The organism is Rossellomorea sp. y25 (assembly GCF_038049935.1).
Taxonomy (GTDB): Bacteria; Bacillota; Bacilli; order Bacillales; family Bacillaceae_B; genus Rossellomorea.
On the sequence record NZ_CP145886.1, the window covers coordinates 4299672 to 4317009 of the forward strand.

15 protein-coding genes are annotated in these 17338 nt (G+C 46.9%); all 15 read right to left on the reverse strand.

Features of this window, described 5'->3' with window-relative positions; all coding sequences use genetic code 11:
• Window positions 1-55: 55 nt before the first annotated feature.
• Entirely contained in the window at window positions 56-940 is an 885-nt protein-coding gene (locus tag AAEM60_RS21485) for an ROK family protein (protein ID WP_341357102.1), read from the reverse strand.
• Entirely contained in the window at window positions 937-2457 is a 1521-nt protein-coding gene (locus AAEM60_RS21490; protein ID WP_341357103.1) for a DUF4127 family protein, read from the reverse strand. The genes AAEM60_RS21485 and AAEM60_RS21490 overlap by 4 nt, the downstream gene beginning before the upstream one ends.
• The gene (locus AAEM60_RS21495; protein ID WP_341357104.1) at window positions 2454-5015 is read right to left on the reverse strand and encodes a glycoside hydrolase family 38 C-terminal domain-containing protein; all 2562 of its coding nucleotides are present in this window, start codon (window positions 5013-5015) and stop codon (window positions 2454-2456) included. The genes AAEM60_RS21490 and AAEM60_RS21495 overlap by 4 nt, the downstream gene beginning before the upstream one ends.
• Entirely contained in the window at window positions 5015-5908 is an 894-nt protein-coding gene (locus AAEM60_RS21500) for a carbohydrate ABC transporter permease (RefSeq protein ID WP_299744377.1), read from the reverse strand. Before AAEM60_RS21500 ends, AAEM60_RS21495 begins: the two co-directional genes overlap by 1 nt.
• A 6-nt stretch (window positions 5909-5914) precedes the next feature.
• Complete coding sequence (locus AAEM60_RS21505) at window positions 5915-6790, reverse strand: sugar ABC transporter permease (protein WP_341357105.1); 876 nt, start codon at window positions 6788-6790, stop codon at window positions 5915-5917.
• On the reverse strand, window positions 6787-7695 hold the full coding sequence (locus tag AAEM60_RS21510) for an ROK family protein (RefSeq protein WP_299744371.1): 909 nt from the start codon (window positions 7693-7695) through the stop codon (window positions 6787-6789). Before AAEM60_RS21510 ends, AAEM60_RS21505 begins: the two co-directional genes overlap by 4 nt.
• Window positions 7696-7722: 27 nt before the next feature.
• Window positions 7723-8577 carry a MurR/RpiR family transcriptional regulator gene (locus AAEM60_RS21515; protein WP_299744368.1) on the reverse strand — a complete coding sequence of 285 codons (855 nt, stop codon included), beginning with the start codon at window positions 8575-8577 and terminating at the stop codon, window positions 7723-7725.
• Window positions 8531-9277 carry an N-acetylmannosamine-6-phosphate 2-epimerase gene (locus AAEM60_RS21520; protein ID WP_341357106.1) on the reverse strand — a complete coding sequence of 249 codons (747 nt, stop codon included), beginning with the start codon at window positions 9275-9277 and terminating at the stop codon, window positions 8531-8533. The genes AAEM60_RS21515 and AAEM60_RS21520 overlap by 47 nt, the downstream gene beginning before the upstream one ends.
• 64 nt (window positions 9278-9341) lie before the next feature.
• Window positions 9342-10658, reverse strand: a complete 1317-nt coding sequence (locus tag AAEM60_RS21525) for a sugar ABC transporter substrate-binding protein (RefSeq protein ID WP_299744362.1) — start codon at window positions 10656-10658, stop codon at window positions 9342-9344.
• 25 nt (window positions 10659-10683) lie between these two features.
• Window positions 10684-11424 carry an alpha/beta hydrolase-fold protein gene (locus tag AAEM60_RS21530; RefSeq protein WP_341357107.1) on the reverse strand — a complete coding sequence of 247 codons (741 nt, stop codon included), beginning with the start codon at window positions 11422-11424 and terminating at the stop codon, window positions 10684-10686.
• Between the two features lie 164 nt (window positions 11425-11588).
• Window positions 11589-12536, reverse strand: a complete 948-nt coding sequence (gene manA / locus AAEM60_RS21535) for a mannose-6-phosphate isomerase, class I (protein WP_341357108.1) — start codon at window positions 12534-12536, stop codon at window positions 11589-11591.
• A gap of 222 nt (window positions 12537-12758) precedes the next feature.
• Entirely contained in the window at window positions 12759-13640 is an 882-nt protein-coding gene (locus tag AAEM60_RS21540) for an ROK family protein (RefSeq protein ID WP_341357109.1), read from the reverse strand.
• Between the two features lie 110 nt (window positions 13641-13750).
• On the reverse strand, window positions 13751-15205 hold the full coding sequence (locus AAEM60_RS21545; protein ID WP_341357110.1) for an ABC transporter substrate-binding protein: 1455 nt from the start codon (window positions 15203-15205) through the stop codon (window positions 13751-13753).
• Window positions 15206-15275: 70 nt separating this feature from the next.
• Window positions 15276-16130 carry a carbohydrate ABC transporter permease gene (locus AAEM60_RS21550; RefSeq protein ID WP_299744555.1) on the reverse strand — a complete coding sequence of 285 codons (855 nt, stop codon included), beginning with the start codon at window positions 16128-16130 and terminating at the stop codon, window positions 15276-15278.
• A 143-nt stretch (window positions 16131-16273) separates the two neighbouring features.
• Window positions 16274-17212 (reverse strand): sugar ABC transporter permease, encoded by a 939-nt coding sequence (locus tag AAEM60_RS21555; protein ID WP_299744349.1) that lies wholly within the window; start codon window positions 17210-17212, stop codon window positions 16274-16276.
• Window positions 17213-17338: the final 126 nt, after the last annotated feature.

Sequence of the window (17338 nt, forward strand, 5' to 3'; positions counted from 1 at the left end):
CCTCTTTAGAAAAGGGAGCGATTCCCCTTGTTACAAGCATTAAACAAACGTTTGATTAAATGATGAACCCTGCACCGATCACGCCTGCATTCGATCCAAGCTGTGACGGAACGATGGTGACGCTTTCTTTCAAGCCGGGATAGACATATCCCTTTACTTTTTCCCTTAGGGGAAGCAGGACCTGTTCTTCTGAATTCATGACTCCACCACCCACGACGAATACTTCAGGATTGATTGCATGAGTCAGGTTGGCGATGGCCATGGCCAGATATTCAATGGCCGCATCAATGATCGTCTGGGCAGCCTGATTTCCTGCTTTGGCTTCCATGAATACTTCCTCAGCCCCACCGTAAATCCCCTTCCCTGCACCCGCTAATCCAATGGCGGTGCCGCTTGCGAGGGTTTCGAGGGCCCCGGCGTTCAAAGAAGGGTGGCTGATCCCGTTTGGAACGACAATCATATTCCCCACCTCTCCCGCGTATCCATCCGCCCCTTGAAAGACCTTTCCATTAATGACGAGCCCCCCGCCGACGCCTGTGCTCACGGTCAAGTAATACACGCTTTCACACCCGGCACCTGCTCCGAGCAATGCTTCGGCCACTGCAGCCACATTCGCATCATTATCCACCTTCACGGGTAATTGAAAATGCTCTTCCACAATCGATGCCAGTGAAATCCTGTCCCATCCCGGTAGATTGGGAGGTGAGAGGATGGTGCCCATTTTTGCGTCCAGGGGTCCCGGGCACCCGATCCCGATCCCCTTCACCTGCTCTTCCCCTTTGACACGTTCCACTAGTGAAATCAATTTCGCAATGATCCTCACCGGTCCCACATGGGCTTCTGTTTTCTCCCTTACATCCCTTAGAATCGTCCCCTTTTCATCGAGGAGGGCCGCACGGATATTGGTCCCGCCCAAATCGACACCGATCCTGAGCGTCATGACTCATCCCTCCACCTCAAGCCGATTTCAAAGGTCCGGTTCCAGGGCAGATAAACGTCTTCAAGGGGAAAGGAAAGACCGTGTTTTGCCAGAAACGCCCCAGACTCTTTCAAGAACGCTTCCTTCACTGTAATCAAAAGCTTTTCATGACCCACTGCTGCCTCATCGATCCCGGCACGCACCCCTTGACGGACAACCGACTGATAGACGTAGTCATCCAGTAATCGCAATGTCATTTCTTCCAGTACTCTCGCTTTTACCTCTTCTTGGGGGAGAGTGGCCTTCTTTTTCTGCAAATGGACCATGGCTGCCTGTGCAACGACTGTTCCCAATGTGTTTCCCGCTGTATTCCAGCCTCCGAATCCCGCTAATCGGGAAACCTCTATCTCTGCAAGAAGTCTGGGAAGCATCCTTGAGTCCACCCCATTGGCATAGGCGGTATCGGCTACCGCTACCAGCTTATCCTGACGGAGATAATGAGCGATGCGCTTGATCCACTCACCGATGTTGCGATGCGGTGTGTCGACTTCTCCAAGGAATTTCTGCAGGGCAAGGTCTCCCTGGCGTTTTCCGGGAACATTGACGGCGAACACGATATCCGCTTCTGCCCCTTGATCGACCGTATAGCCGCCAAAGGCATAAATCTGACCCTTCACGGATTCACATATCGGACGGTCCTCATACATCGCAGTCGACAATGCCCCGATTTCCCCACTGTAGATAGGGTAGAAGGTCGGAAACTCCACTTGTTCCAGCTGATAGATCATCTTTGCCACAAGCGTATTGGCGACCTCATCGGCTCCGGGATAGATAAAGACGTTTTGGAATAATTCCCGTTCCGCCACTTGATCTGAGAGCTCTTCCTGCTCCCCTATATTCAGCCCATATTCAGAAGTATCATCTTGTGGGAAGACAAGGACATCGATGATTTTGCCTTCTACCATTTCCAACAGGGATTCATTCACCTGAAAGTTTTTCAGTCTGGTTGATAAATAGTCTTCCAGAATGTCTGAAGGTATCCGATCCTTTAAGTCCCGGACCTTTTGATTGGAGTCGACATCCCCGGTTTTATCAAAGCGGTGAACGTGATACGAATACTCCCAAAGCTCGACTCCATAATCACTCCAATATTCCTTCTCTTCCTCGTTTACATAGTTATTGGAAATGCGCATAGTCGAGCTGAACGCCATCAATGCTTTGTCAGGGTACTTCTCTTTCAATGAGCGGAGGACGCCGATTCGCTGTATGATGGCTTCTTTCCCATCCAGGCATACACGTGACGGAACGAGGCCGCCATAGCCCAGCATATCAATGGACAGGACAAATCCGTTTACTTCAGGCGCCACTTTCCATATCCACTTTTCCAGTGCAGCCATATCCCCGGGCTCTTTCAAAAAGCCGAGTAAGCTTTTATCTGGAATCAACACCTCCCAATTTCCGATCGATGCGATCTGCTTCGGGAGCTCCCTTGTCACCGGTCTACCATCGACAGGCAGGAGGGCAATCTTTCTGTTCATGCATTCCTTCCTCCTTTTAATAGGAAAGTAGTAATTTCTTTCGGGTTGAGCTGATCCGCCGCGTTTTCTACCGTGTTCAATCGTTCATGCAGAAAATCCACACGCTCGATCCCCTCGGCATGGGATTTGAACGTCACAGGCTGCACCCGATCTGTCGGGTTCCATAGACGGAGCTCCACTCCATCCGCAACCCGTCTGAGTGAGCTCCACTGCACTTCTTCATTATCAAATTCTACTAACCCCGTTAACTCATTTTCTTGTGTCTCCCCGGGATAAATCCTAGGCGGTACACGGTAGACATGAGCATCCGTCGCTACTCGTCCCAGACCTTTATCCGGTGTAAATTCAAATGCGGCATGAAACGTATAGCGGCCGATACATTGGGCTTCAGGCGTTTCCATACTCGGACCGGCCCCTCCGCCGCGGGTTCTGAGATCATCCCGGGACAGCCAGCCGACACTCCTGATCAACGTGATATCCAACGCATCTTGTTCCCCTAAGCTTGTCACCTGGTATTCCTGTAAACCACGATGGTAGAACGTGAACCCGCTCTCTGACCGAACAAAAGAAAGGGAAGGCTCGACTACCACCGGAACTTCATTTTGCTTCGGAGCATCAAATTGTTCCTCTTTCCTTGCTGTTCGCTTCACTACATCAAATGCTGTATCGCTATATGTGTAACGGGTGGAACCCCCTAAAGGATATTGCACACGAAGACGTTGATCCTTCGAGTGATTGTCGATGGTGTAGGCCACATACATCTTTCGATCACCAGCCCGTAAGGTAATCTTGATTTGGATGGTGGTCATGACAGATCCATCAGATGGACCGGTCCTTGTCTCATCCAATCCTGCCGGGGTTTCAAGCTTCAGCTCATATGTCATTTCCTGAACGCCGGATGACTTCCTCACGGTCGGGGAAGAAAAACGCTCCGCATACGTCTTTACATCGTTCACCGGTGGGGAGTAGTTGTACTCATCCCCTGCGTCAAGTGAACTATAGAATCGTTGTAATCCAGCGTGCCTCCTCCTTGTCTCTTTATCTACTAACACAAGGGTTCCATCCCCACTCAATTCAACGGAGTAAAACTCGTTTTCTACTGCCTCGCCCTTCGCCTCCAGCAATTCCTCGTATTCCCCCGCTTCTACCCTGAAGCTTGAAAGGGAGGTGCCCGGAAGATGCTCAACATAAAACTCAACGTCGTAAAACGTTCCTTCTTTAAAATCGGGAAACGCATCGAGGGGCGAAGCAAAATGCCTTCCACTCCTCTTGTTCTTGATGACAGGGGTATAGAACTTTCCAGTATGATCTTTCAAATGAAACGTCCGATCTTCTTTCAACCAGATTTCTCCCGAAACCCAGCCCTTGAACGACCTTGGATGAGGATTGAAGACAGTGAACACACTGTTATCTTCAAATGGCTTCCTCGCTCCGTTTCCTGAGAACATCGGATCCTGAACGCCGGCATGAGATAGGGAACCCATCTGAATGGACTCCAGCCTCTGCTTCAACATCATCGTCCTCGTCTCCATTTCCCGATGGACTTCATCGATGCTGCAGCCACATATGCTGTCGTGGGGTTGATTCTGCATCAGCAGTTTCCACGATTCCTCCAGGTATCTGTGGGGATACTTCCCTTTGCTGCAAAGAACGGCAAGGGGTTCTGCATACCCTGTCAGCTCGTCTTCCATTTCTTGATTCTGCTGCTTTAAATAGCTTCTCGTCGAAAGGACATTCGGAAGGACGTAAATATGTTCATTGCTTCTCATCTCCCCTACATACAGGGGAAGGTCGGCTGATATCTCGGCTTGGACGCTTGCCAAGAATTCTTCATACGTACTCGATCTATACTCCACTTCTCCTTGAAGATCTTCTATTCGTCCCATCAAATCCCCATGCTTCGGCATCAAGTGATCGCCGCCGTTGGTCAACAAAATATGGGAAGTCGTCGCATACGGTGTGACTTTTTCCACATAGGTCTTCATTTGCTCTTCTACATTGTCTTCATTCAGTAACGGCTGGTAGTACCCTTCCGGCAAAAAGGCCGTAAAGACACGGGATCCATCCGGTGATTCCCAGTTGAATTCGGACGTCCGGGCTTGAATGCCACGCCACAAAATCGCGTTACCAATCCCGAAGCCTTTTAAAAGCTGAGGCATCTGGCTCACGTGCCCGAACGTATCCGGTAAGTACCCGACCTTCTGGGATTCCCCGTACTGGCCGGCGAGCTTCATTCCCACTTCAAGGTTCCGGATCAGGGATTCCCCGCTCACCAGGAACTCATCAGCGAGTACATACCATGGTCCGATGATGATTTTCTTTTCTTCTATTAAATGAAGGACTTTTTCTTTCATGGCGCCTTCACACACATCAAAGTAATCTTCTAAAGCGGCCATCTGACCATCCAGGACGAATTGCTTCAGTTCACCGGTTTCAAGACCGGAAACGATCCGGTCCATCACCTGCGCCAATCGATGCCTGAACACTTCAAAGGGCAGATACCATTCCCGGTCCCAGTGGGTTTGAAAGACGATATGACAGGTCAACTTGTTATCCATTATCCTTTCACCGCCCCTTTCATGGCGCCTGCGATGAAGTGGCGCTGCAGGATGGAGAAGATGATGATGATCGGAAGAATCGAAATGATCGATCCTGCTGCGATATAACGCCAGTTCGCCGAGAAGGAACCGGCCAATGTATTCACTCCGAGCGGTAAGGTGTACATGCTTGTGTCATTTAAAATGATCAACGGCCAGAGGAAATCGCCCCATGCCATCATAAAGGTGAAGATCGCAAGGGTGACGAGGGAAGGTTTCACCAACGGCATCAGGACTCTCCACCAAATTTGGAACGCATTGGCCCCATCCATCCGTGCCGATTCATCCAGCTCATATGGAATCGTAAGGAATGCCTGACGCATAAGGAAAATCCCAAAGGCCGTTGTGGCATGGGGAAGAATCAAACCTGCATACGTGTTTTGAAGACCCAAGTCCAGAGCCAAGAGATAAATCGGGATCATCAGAAGCTGGAACGGCACCATCATCGTACTGAGGATCAGGACGAAGACGATGTTTTTCCCGCGGAAGTTCATCCGTGCCAACGGATAGGCCGCCAATGAACAGAACACGATATTCAATAGGACAGTGACAACCGACACGATGACACTGTTGAATAAGTAACGCCAGAACGGGAAGAATTCCATCACTTCCACATAGTTTCCGAACGTGATTTTTTCAGGTATGAATTGTGGCGGGTACGAGAAGATGTTCTCGCTGCCTGATTTCAGGGACGTCGCCAGGAGCCATAGGAATGGACCGACCATGATGAGTGTGACGAATAGGAGGGTCGCGTATTGAAGAACGCGTTTCGCCACCTTTTTGACATTGATTGGCTTTTTGACAGAAAGTACGGTTGGATTTTCTTTACTGGTTCCAAGAGAAGGAGAACTCATGGAGAATCACCCCTTTATCGCAGATTCTTTTTTGCTCATGAATGTAATATTGATCACTGAGAAGATCAGTGTGATGATGAATAGGATCACCCCGGCTGCACTTGCATAGCCCATCTGCAGCTTATCGAAGGCTTCTTCGTAAATGTAGAATACGAGTGTTTTCGAGCTGTTCAGCGGCCCGCCGCCCGTCATGACGTAAATCTCTTCGAATACCTTCATGGCGGAGATGGATGACATAATGGTGACAATCATGATGGAAGGCATCAATAGAGGAATCGTAATATGCCAGATTTGTTTCCATTTGCTTGCCCCATCGATTTCCGCTGCTTCATATAGATCATCAGAGATCGATTGCAGTCCCGCTAAGTAAATGACCATATAATAGCCAAGCCCTTTCCAAATGGTCACAACCATTACGGCGAAAATGGACGTAGACGTCGACGTCAGCCAATTCACCGGTTCTGATATGAGGCCGACCGATTCCAGTATGTAATTCAGGATCCCTTTATCGGCATACACCCATTTCCATGCGATCCCCACCACGACCATCGATGTGACAACCGGTACATAATAAGCGGAACGGAAGAATCCGATTCCTTTTACCTGCTGGTTGACTAAGATGGCGAGAAAGATCGGGAGGATAACAAGGGCCGGGACGACAATGAGTAAGTATAATAAGGTCTGGCCGAGCACTTTCCAAAATAGAGCATCGGAAAATAATTCTTTATAATTCTCAAGCCCGATGAATTCGGCTTCTGTCACGATATTATAGTTGGTGAAGCTCAACCAGATGGCATTGAGCATGGGATAGAAGATAAACGCACCCAGGATGATGACGCCGGGTATTAAAAATAGAAATGGTGTTAACGGATGATTTCTCAAACGGACTCCCCTCTTTTCTCCATCACTTGAAATAGTAGCTTCGCGGCTCCAAGCATTCCAGCTTTGTTACCCAGGACAGCAGGATAAATGCTGGATTTGACAAAATATTCCTTCAATTTATGTTGGAAGCCGGCCCACCAATGGCTCTTGGAATCGATGACTCCTCCACCAATGAACACGACTTCCGGATCGATGGCCACCGAAATGTTGTATACCGCAATGGCCAGATGATCCAGATATCGGTCAACCACCTGTTTGACCTGTTGATTTCCATTTGAATATTCCTCAAATATCTCCGAGCCATGCCGGAAAGAAAGATCCGTTTCGGTGAGAACGGCCTGAACCAGTGCTGTACCCGACAGGTATTGCTCCAGACATCCCCTCTTCCCGCAATTGCATGGCTTTCCATTGGGAACGAGCACAACATGTCCCCATTCCCCACTCTGATGATGATGGCCATTTAGGATCTGACCGTTTATGGCATTCGCTCCCCCGACTCCAGTACCGAGTGTCAGCATGACCGCCGTTTCGGGATTTCCTTCCCGTTTCCAAAGCTCTCCTATAAGAGCCGCGTTGGCATCATTCTCCACGACGCAGGGCAGCCCATATCTTGTTTCGATCTCCACTTTCACATTGGTCCCTTGCCAGGAAGGGAGATTGGCCGTCGCAAAGACGATTTCCCCCTTCTCCCGATCGACACGCCCTGCGGTGCCGATTCCAATTCCAATGACTGTTTGATCTTTGTGCAGTAGTAAGTCAATCACCTTATAGATTGATTGGAGGATTCCTTCTCTACCTTGTGAAATATCGGTGGGGACCATTTCATGATAGAGGATCGTCCCATCTTCACGGATAATCGATCCTTTGACTCCAGTACCCCCTACATCGATTCCGATGGCATTCATTATGTCACCCACTTTTCCCCTGGCTACTTAATAGATTTTGTCCACGACAGCTCTTGCGGTTTTTTCCTTCATCCCGAGGGAGAACTCTTTATTGTTGAGGGCAAGGCCCGTACATAATAGATCAATGACAAACAGCTGTGAAATCTTCGCAATCATCGACCCGCCTTCAAGGGGGGATTCTTTCCCTCCGCTTAATAGAACCGCGTCGGCAAGCTTCGTAATCGGTGAACGGGCATAGTAGGTGATGGCGATCACACTCGCCCCATTTTCCTTCGCCAGTGACAGGGAATCAATGGTATCCTTCGTACTCCCTGAAATACTTAACCCGACCACCACATCCCCTTCCTTCACGGTTGCAGCCGTCATCGATTGAATATGGGGGTCAATGACGGCGTCGGAACGGTATCCGATTCTCAAGAAGCGATTTTTCGCATCCAGAGCCGTCAGACCTGATGTTCCGACTCCGAAGAAGTGGATGGACCCTGCTCCGGCCAGTAGTTGTATCGCCTTCTCCAAAGAAGGATCATCCAATTTATTGACGGTTTCATCAATGGCATTCTTCGTATAGGAAGCAATCGAATGAATGAACCCCGTCGGTTTACTTGGGTCTGATTCTTCTTCTTGGGAAAGGGAGGATAAATCCTTGGCGATCGCCAACTTGAATTCCTGATAGCCCTTCATGCCGATCTTCCGGCAGAACCGTAACACCGTCGTTTCCCCCACTTCTGCCACATCTGCAAGGTCGGTGACGGAATAGTAAAGGGCCTTTTCCATCTGGTCCAGCACGACTGCCGCTACTTTCTGTTCCGATTTCGTCAAGGAAGGAAAGTAACTATTAATCAATCCGCCTAATTTGCTCTTTGACGCCGTTTGTGCGTGCATCTTGTGTCCCTCCTCTATTCTGTATGGATTCCACGAACTTTTTCGTAATCTCCTGTGGCCTCGTAATCGCAGATCCTACCACAACCGTATGAGCACCTAAATCAAGTGCACGATTGACATCTTCCGGAGTCGAAATCCGGCCTTCAGCAAACACCGGTACGTGGAGTGTTTCAACCAATCTTTTCAATAGAATGAAATCGGGTCCGCATTGCTGGGGTGAATAGGGTGTGTACCCTGACATGGTGGTGCTGACACAATCTGCCCCAAGTCTTGCCGCATTCACAGCCTCGTCATATGTAGAAACGTCTGCCATGATGGTTTGACCTTTCGCCTTCAGATACGTCATCAGACTTTCCAAGGATTCACCGTTCGCCCTCGGTCTGGTTGTCGCATCCATCGCGATCATGTCCACCCCTGCCTGGATGAGTTCATCCGCTTCCTTTCGGGTAGCTGTTATGTAGACCTCGCTTCCCGGATAGTCCCGTTTCACCAAACCGATGATCGGTAAGTCCACATATTGCTTGATCGCTTGAATGTCAGCTGCACTGTTCGCCCGGATCCCCGATGCCCCACCGACGTACGCTGCCTTTGCCATCTTCCCCATGACATCCGCTCCGTGCAGCGGTTCATTCTCCAGAGCCTGACAGGAAACCACCAGCTTTCCTTTCAGTTGTTCAAAAACGATTTCCTTGCTGATCATCTTGTCATCACCGTGCTTTCATTGAAATGCAGAAAGGGAGATAGACTCCCTTTCCGTCATTCCCTTATTTAGATAGTGTTTCGTTCCATTTCATTTCGGCTTGTTCCAATGCTTCATCCACTGTCATATCCCCAAGCATCGCAGCATGAAGGGCTTCGTTCATGGCTGTGCGCAGCTCTTCGAAATTACTCATCGGCGGGATCAGCACTTCACTGTCCTTCAATTGACCGGCTGACACGATACGCGCCTTATCAATCGGAGTCGCATCTGCAGGCTCTTCACTGAAGTATGGATCGTCTAACGCTGTTTCGATGGATGGAAGGATTGCCGTCTGTTTATCAAATTCCACCTGGTTTTCAGCATTTGTCAGGAAGATCGAGAAGTCCACTGCTGCTTGCTGATGCTCGGATTGCTTCGGTACAACGACGTTCATCGCCGCTACGTTCTTCTTATTTGTTTCACCCGTGATGATCGGAGCCGTTTTCGTTGCTTTTAAAATATCAGGAGCATTTTCTTCTACAATCGTCAGGAATTGTGGACCTGATGCCAAAATCGCAATTTCACCCGCTTGATATAAATCAACCGCTTTTGAATGGCCTTCCGTCAACACTTCACGAGGGATCAGATCATTCTTGTAAAGGTCCACGAAGAAGTTGAACGCTTCTTTCCCTTCAGCCGTGTTAAACGTCGCTTTCGTCATATCTTCATTGGTTAAGTCCACGCCCATCATCACCATTGTCTCTAGAAGGTGACTTCCATCAAGGGCCGGGAAGAATGCGTATTTACCCGTTTTATCTTTGATCGTTTTAGACACTTCTTTCAGCTCATCGAACGTTGCCGGCGCTTTCTCAGGATCCAATCCTGCTTCCTTGAAGATCTCTGAGTTGTACATCGTCACTTGAGAAGAAAGATACCAAGGAATACCGAACGTCTTCCCATCAAACGTGTTGGAAGTCCAGATGTTCTCGAAGTATTCACTCTTTACATCTTCCGGTACCATTTCATCCATATTCACCAGTGCATCAAGTTCTGCTAATTTAGCCGCGAATTGAGGATTCAAGTTCGCTACATCAGGAGCCGTCTTTGAAGCGACCGCTGAAAGAATCTTCGTTTCCATATCGCCCCAAGGAATGTCGACCCATTTCACTTTCACATTCGGGTTTTCCTTTTCAAAATCGGCGATGACACCGTTTAAATAATCATCGAATGTCGGAGATAACTGCATGGTCCAGAATTCGATTTCCACCGGATCATCTTTCGATCCCTCTTTTTGTCCTTCAGAAGAGCTTGAACTGCTGCTGTTGCAGGCAGCTGTAAATAGCATAGCAAACATCAACATGAGCGTTAATAGAAACTTTCCATTTTTAAACATATTGTTCATCCCTTTCCCCTTTTAGTTGCTGTTGTTACCCCTTTGTTAAAAATGAGTGCAGTGCCCTTGGAAGGTCCCTTCTCCAGAAATCCCATAAATGGTCTTCATCTTCTTCGACATATGTATGGTTTTCTGTGATGAGTTGAAGCCTTTCATGAAGAGCGCGATTGGCCGAGAGGATGGAGAAGGCTTCGCCTGTGATCGGATAGATGACGGATATTTCCTGGATTCCGACGGTCTGATACACATGCCAAGGTGCTTTTGTTTCAATATTCCGAATTTTACAAGCGTGAAAATCTGTGTACGCTCCGGATTGAAGGAGCAAATGGGTCCATTTCTGTGGTTGATCACATGCGATCGTGAGACAGATCGCAGCCCCGAGGGAATCTCCCAGCAGTCCTGTCTTCCGGCTTTCTTTTCCTGTAGATTCAACCCGTTTTTCAATGTGCGGCACAAGCTCTTGGTTGAAGAATTGAATATACTGATCATGGTGTTTGCCTGATGGATGATAATAATGATAGCGTTCTTCTGAGGTGGATGGAGGAACGAGTACGAGAAGGAGATGAAGACCCCTGCCGGTTTCCCCCTGTAAGACTTGATGCAGTGCCTGATGAAGTTGACCCAGTTCGATGTAATCCCTACCATCCTGGACAAACAAGATATCCACCGCAGCACTGTGTCCCTGCTTAACTTCCAGGGTATAGTAGAGTAGTTTTTTGCCTAAGGTATGACTCATCATCTGGTGTTCTCTTAAACTTGAAATCAACGAAACCATTTTCCCCCTTCCATGGTTGAGATTTCCTAGCTTGTTTCTATCCTAGCATATGAAAGCGCTTTTGTGAATATGTTCTCCATTTTTTATTTTTTTGGTGGAATAATGCTCCACAAAAATCCATAGTGGTGCCTCGAACACTCATAAATGAGGGCCCTGTTCACTTTTTATACGTGGGATACAATGATCTCCATGTCGCCTTCAAGCTCAAAATGATCCATTCCAGAAGGTAAAATAAAATGATCGCCTTTGTTCAACGAGAGCTTTTCTCCACTTACATGGAGCATTCCCCCGCCTTCTATCACACTGGCAAGCTGAAAGGGTTGATCCTGTTGAAAAGAGGCCCGGCCATTGATGCGCCATTTATAAACGGTGAAATAATCCGCCTCCACATAAGTGGTCACCTCGGCCCCATCACGCTTTTCCACCTTGTGCTTCACTTCGGGCGTCTGATGAGGGACCGCCGTGACATCAATGGATTGACGGACATGCAGCTCACGGGTCTTCCCGTCCTGATCCCGCCGGTCATAATCATAGACGCGATATGTCGTATCCGAGTTCTGCTGGGTCTCAAGGACCAACGTGCCTTTACAAAGAGCATGGATGGTTCCACTCGGGACAAAGAAGAAATCCCCTGGCTTGATCGGTACCCTCCGTAGAAGATCGTCCCACTTTCCGTCTTCGATCATCCTCACAAACTCTTCCTTCGTCCTTGCCTTATGCCCGAAGATCAGCTCCGCCCCTTCATCGCAATCGATGATATACCAGCACTCCGTCTTCCCGAGCTCTCCCTCTTCATACTCTCTGGCATACTCGTCATCCGGATGAACTTGAACAGAAAGATCGTCATTGGCATCCAGGATCTTGGTGAGTAACGGAAAGACCGGCGAAGGATGATCACCGAACCATTCCCTCTTCTCCTCCCAAAGCTCCCCGACCGTCTTTCCCGCATGCGTACCATTTTTCACGGTACTCTGGCCGTTCGGATGTCCCGATATCGCCCAGCACTCTCCCGTCAGCTCCGAGGAAATTTCATAATCGAACTTCGACTTCAATGACGTTCCGCCCCATATCCTCTCGTGAAATACAGGTTTAAGAAATAATGGTTGTTTCATAGCAGCCTCCTCATGATAGATTCGCCCCTCCATTCCAGGTGAAAAGAAGGGACACTTTGGTTACTATGATTCATGTTCCCGATGTATGAATGAAAACCCTTTAATTATTTTTATTTTTTTGGGGGACGGGGTTGTGGCCCTTTGTCCCAGGGTGGTGGGACGGGGGGGACAGGTCCCTTGTCCCAGAACCTTAATAAAGACGAGGGAATCCCCTCGTCTCTTTCATTTTTGGGACAGGGTGCCTGTCCCCATGTCCCTTTTAGCCAACAACAGCGAGCCGATCACTCCCTGATTGTCATTCAATTGGGGAGGCACAATATACTGTTCGAAGTCGTCTATTTGGACATAGTGGTTAAGAAGTTTTGCTGCTTTTTCTCGAATGAGTGTGTAAAGGATGGTTTGCTTCATGACCCCCCCGCCCAATATGATTTTTTCTGGGGCGAGGATCAAGCTGTAGTTTACGATGGCTTGGGCCAGGTAGTAGGCCTCAAGCTCCCAAACTGCCTTCACCTCTTCCAACTCGTATCCTTTCTTTCCATATCGGGTAAGGATAGCCGAACCAGAAGCCATGCCTTCTAAGCAATTTCCATGATACTGACAACCGCCTTCAAAAGGATCTTCCGGATGCACAGGTACATAAATATGGCCCATTTCGGTATTGAAGAGTCCCTTAGACACTTTTCCATTTTGGACAAATCCCGCTCCGATACCCGTTCCGACGGTTATATATAAACAACTGTCAGAATCCTGTGCAGCTCCTGTATGAAATTCTCCCAATGCAGCTGCATTCACATCTGTATCCACAAAAACAGGGACAGAAAAGTGACAGGAGAGGGCTTGATAGATATTGAAATTCTTCCACAAAAGTTTAGGAGTATTTAAAATCTGCCCAAAATTTGCCTTGTTTTTATTTAATTCGATTGGACCAAAGCAGCCCACTCCAATCGAAGTTAACGTGTAGTCTGAAAAATATGAGTAGACGTTCCCTAATGTTGTTTCAGGATCTTGAGTCGGAAAGACCGTCCTGCTGATGATTTCCCCCTTCTCATTCCCGACGGCACAAACGAATTTCGTTCCACCGGCTTCTATTGCACCATATAACATGGCTCTCCCTCCAACTGAAAGAAGGGTTCCCATTTGTATGAACCCTTCTCTTCAAATTATTTACTGTTGCTGCTCATCACGTAATCAGATGCTCCTAGTATGAAGCGCTTCTACTGTTCCTTCTTCCACTCATCGTATTGCTTTTGAATTTCATCCAGTACTTTTTGCATTCCGGCTTCATCCAGCTTTTTATTGAAAGCCGGTAAGTATTCTTCAGGATCTACAGCACCTTTCAACAAGGCAGGAGAGAATTCACTTGTGACATTCGAGATTGCTGCAATTTCCGTTCGAACAGGATTGGAGTCAAAGTAGAAACCAAGTGCCGGAGACGCTTTTGCGCTTTCATTGAATTCTTCAAATGCGTCCCATTTGTCTGCCGGATCATCTTCGTAAAGCTTCAGGATCAGCTGATTCCCGATGGCAAAGCTCGGCATGTTATAGTTTTCAACACGAGCAGGCAAGTCCTTGATCGTTCCATCTTCGTTCTCTTCGTAGTGAACCCCTTCGATTCCTTTATCGAGCAAGTTCCTTAAATATTCGTCGGAGTTTAATAGATTTAAGAACATCATGGCTCTTTCAGGGTGTTTAGAAGTGGCTGAAATGGCTTGCATGGAACCCGTGACCGAGTTATTGAAGATATACGGTTCATGAAGTTCTCTCGTCACGATTTCATATCCTGCTGATCTGGACCAGATGGCCTCTGCGTATGGCTGATAAATTTCTTTCCGGACGAACCAGTTAGCCGTTTCCAGTGGCCATGAGTCTGTGCTTGTTGCTGCATCTTTTTGGATATAGCCTTTTTTATAATATTCATGCATCGTTTTTAACGTTTCCATCGTAATATCTTCTTCGTACTTGTTCACAACCTCATCCGTGTTTCCATCCAAACGGAAGGCAAATGGCAACTCCTCTTGAAGGATGGAGTCGAAAGGAAGATACGCATCAAATGTGGCAATAGGTGTGACATTCTTTTCTTTTTCTTTAATGACAGCGAGCAGTGGCTCCAGATCTTCAATGGAGTTCACGTTTGAAATATCCAGTCCATGTTTTTTCACCAGTTCATTATTAAAGGAAAGGACGGCTTGCTGGCCTACTTCTTTATTCGTCGGTACTGCATAAAGTTCCCCGTCGATCTTGGCTCCCTCAAGGAATGCCGGATCAATTAGTTTCTTCATGTCTTTCCCGTATTCATCCATTAACTCATTTAATCCAACAAAGGCTCCCCTTCTTGCATTCAACGCGTAATTGTTGGCCCATGAGCTTGTGAAGGCAATATCATACTCTTCCCCGGAAGTTGTGATCACCTGCATCCGGTCATTATACTCTCCCCAATCCAGGAGTTTCAGGTCGATAGAGGTGTTGATCTTTTCCTTCGTGTACTTGTTCACTTCTTTCATGACATCGTCAACATCTTTTTGAGGAGTTCCGATTAAATACCAGGTCAGAGTAACATGATCATCGGTGGAGTCACCTGATGTTTCCCCGCTTGAACTTTTTCCGCTACACGCTGCCAGCATCCCTATAAGCAGCACCAATACAAGTGAAAATACCCCTACTTTTTTCATTTCCATCCCCCAGTTCGTTTAATATAGTTGCTCTATCAAAAAAGGAATTGTTCTCCTTCTATGAATACGATCAATCTTTTACTCCTCCAATAGTCAGTCCTTTTATAAAGTACTTCTGAAAGAACGGATACGATAAAGCAATCGGAAGAGTGGCAATCACTACCATGGCCATCCTGGCTGAATCTTGTGGAATTGATTCCAGGATTGAGCTGTTTTGGTTTGAAAGCATGGCATTCTGTTTAATAAAGTCCATATTGTTCTCAATCCGCATTAGAAGAGATTGCAATGGTATCAAGTTCGGATCGTCAATGAAAAGGAGAGCGTTGAACCAATCGTTCCAATACGCTAGGGTATTGAATAGTGCAATGGTTGCGATCCCTGGAACAGATAACGGCAGCACAATGGTTAAGAAAATTCTCCACTCTCCTGCTCCGTCGATGCGGGCCGATTCAAGGATGGCTTCCGGTACGGATCTTAGGAAGAACGTTCTCATGATAATGATGTAGAAAGCATTGACCGCCATCGGGAGAATCAAGGCCCACATCGAATTCTTCAGATCAAGGAATTGGGTCATCACGATGTAGAATGGAACCATCCCTCCGCTGAATAGCATCGTAAAAAAGGCGATAAACGTAAATTGCTTTCTGAATACAAACTGTTTTCTTGATATCGCATAGGCGTATAACGCAATGACCGTCACGCTGATGAACGTACCTAATACCGTAACTAAGATCGTTACACCATAAGCTCTTATAACCTGGGCCTTCATTTCCCATAAATATTTATAGGCCTCTAAACTCCACTGTTCCGGAATAAGCTGATAACCATTTTCCGCTAAAGATTGTTCATTACTAAGGGAAATGATGATCACGTATAAAAACGGAAAGATACATAGAAAGGCGAAGGTACCAAGCAATAGATGCATGAAGATGCTCGTCTTACCTGAAAATCCATAAGGGTTATACGTTTTTTTCTTCGTTTTTTTCTTATCTGTTTCCTTCTGGTAACTCGTCGTGACATTAGTAGATGTCTCCATCTAGTACTCTCCTTTCTCTCTAAGATATTTTCTTAGAACAAGGCATTATCCTCATCAATCTTTCTCACAATATAGTTCGTTAGTAGAATCAAGATAAATCCAACGGTTGCTTGGTATAAACCAGCCGCTGTACTCATTCCTATATCTCCCATTGTCATCAATCCCCGGTAAACATATGTATCAATAACATTCGTTACAGAGTAAAGGGGACCTGAGTCACGGGGGATTTGATAGAACAACCCGAAATCGGCACTGAAGATGCTGCCAATATTCAGTATCGTCAATATGACAATGAGCGGCATGATCATCGGGATGGTGACGTGACGGATCTGCTGCCACTTATTGGCTCCGTCGATCATCGCAGCTTCATAATGCGTACGATCGATACCGACAATAGCGGCAAGATACACAATACTGCTGAATCCTACGCCTTTCCACTGGCTGATGACGGTGATGAAATAAGGCCAATATTTTGGTTCGTTATACCACGAAACGGGCTCAATATGAAAGAAAGCCAAAACACTATTAAATAATCCTTTGTCTACACTTAGAAAGGCAAATACAAAGTAACTCACTACCACCCACGATAAGAAATGAGGAAATAACATTCCAGTCTGATAGATTTTGGCTAATTTCTGCTTCGTGATTTCACTTAATATGATGGCTACGGCTACAGATAAGATCAGTCCGACTACGATAAAGAGGATGTTATAGAGTAAGGTATTTCTCGTTATGACAAACGCATCATTTGTACTAAACAAGAATTGAAAATTTTCGAATCCCACCCATTCACTGTGAAATACGCTGGCAAAGAAGCCATCCGGGTGAAACCGAAAGTTCTTAAATGCAATGATCTGCCCAAACATGGGAATATATTTCATGACAATGAGCCATATGAACCCTGGTAAAATCATGAATAGCCATATGCGGTTATCGTACACATTTTTAACAAATCGATTGACTCTGCTCATGTTTTTCCTCCTTTCTTAACTCTATACGTCAATTATATGAAAACCCTTACATGATAAAAAGTTGAGATATCTTAGATTTACTGGTCAAAATAAATACAATCCTGAAAATAAACTATATTTTCAGGA

Excerpts from the sequence above, each read along its gene's own strand:
- AAEM60_RS21540 (WP_341357109.1), bottom strand. The coding sequence starts at position 13,640 with ATGTTATATGGTGCAATAGAAGCCGGTGGAACGAAATTCGTTTGTGCC.
- AAEM60_RS21510 (WP_299744371.1), bottom strand. The coding sequence starts at position 7,695 with ATGAATGCCATCGGAATCGATGTAGGGGGTACTGGAGTCAAAGGATCG.
- AAEM60_RS21495 (WP_341357104.1), bottom strand. The coding sequence starts at position 5,015 with ATGGATAACAAGTTGACCTGTCATATCGTCTTTCAAACCCACTGGGAC.
- AAEM60_RS21525 (WP_299744362.1), bottom strand. The coding sequence starts at position 10,658 with ATGAACAATATGTTTAAAAATGGAAAGTTTCTATTAACGCTCATGTTG.
- manA (WP_341357108.1), bottom strand. The coding sequence starts at position 12,536 with ATGAAACAACCATTATTTCTTAAACCTGTATTTCACGAGAGGATATGG.
- AAEM60_RS21550 (WP_299744555.1), bottom strand. The coding sequence starts at position 16,130 with ATGCATCTATTGCTTGGTACCTTCGCCTTTCTATGTATCTTTCCGTTT.
- AAEM60_RS21545 (WP_341357110.1), bottom strand. The coding sequence starts at position 15,205 with ATGAAAAAAGTAGGGGTATTTTCACTTGTATTGGTGCTGCTTATAGGG.
- AAEM60_RS21500 (WP_299744377.1), bottom strand. The coding sequence starts at position 5,908 with ATGAGTTCTCCTTCTCTTGGAACCAGTAAAGAAAATCCAACCGTACTT.
- AAEM60_RS21530 (WP_341357107.1), bottom strand. The coding sequence starts at position 11,424 with ATGGTTTCGTTGATTTCAAGTTTAAGAGAACACCAGATGATGAGTCAT.
- AAEM60_RS21485 (WP_341357102.1), bottom strand. The coding sequence starts at position 940 with ATGACGCTCAGGATCGGTGTCGATTTGGGCGGGACCAATATCCGTGCG.
- AAEM60_RS21490 (WP_341357103.1), bottom strand. The coding sequence starts at position 2,457 with ATGAACAGAAAGATTGCCCTCCTGCCTGTCGATGGTAGACCGGTGACA.
- AAEM60_RS21520 (WP_341357106.1), bottom strand. The coding sequence starts at position 9,277 with ATGATCAGCAAGGAAATCGTTTTTGAACAACTGAAAGGAAAGCTGGTG.
- AAEM60_RS21515 (WP_299744368.1), bottom strand. The coding sequence starts at position 8,577 with ATGCACGCACAAACGGCGTCAAAGAGCAAATTAGGCGGATTGATTAAT.
- AAEM60_RS21555 (WP_299744349.1), bottom strand. The coding sequence starts at position 17,212 with ATGAGCAGAGTCAATCGATTTGTTAAAAATGTGTACGATAACCGCATA.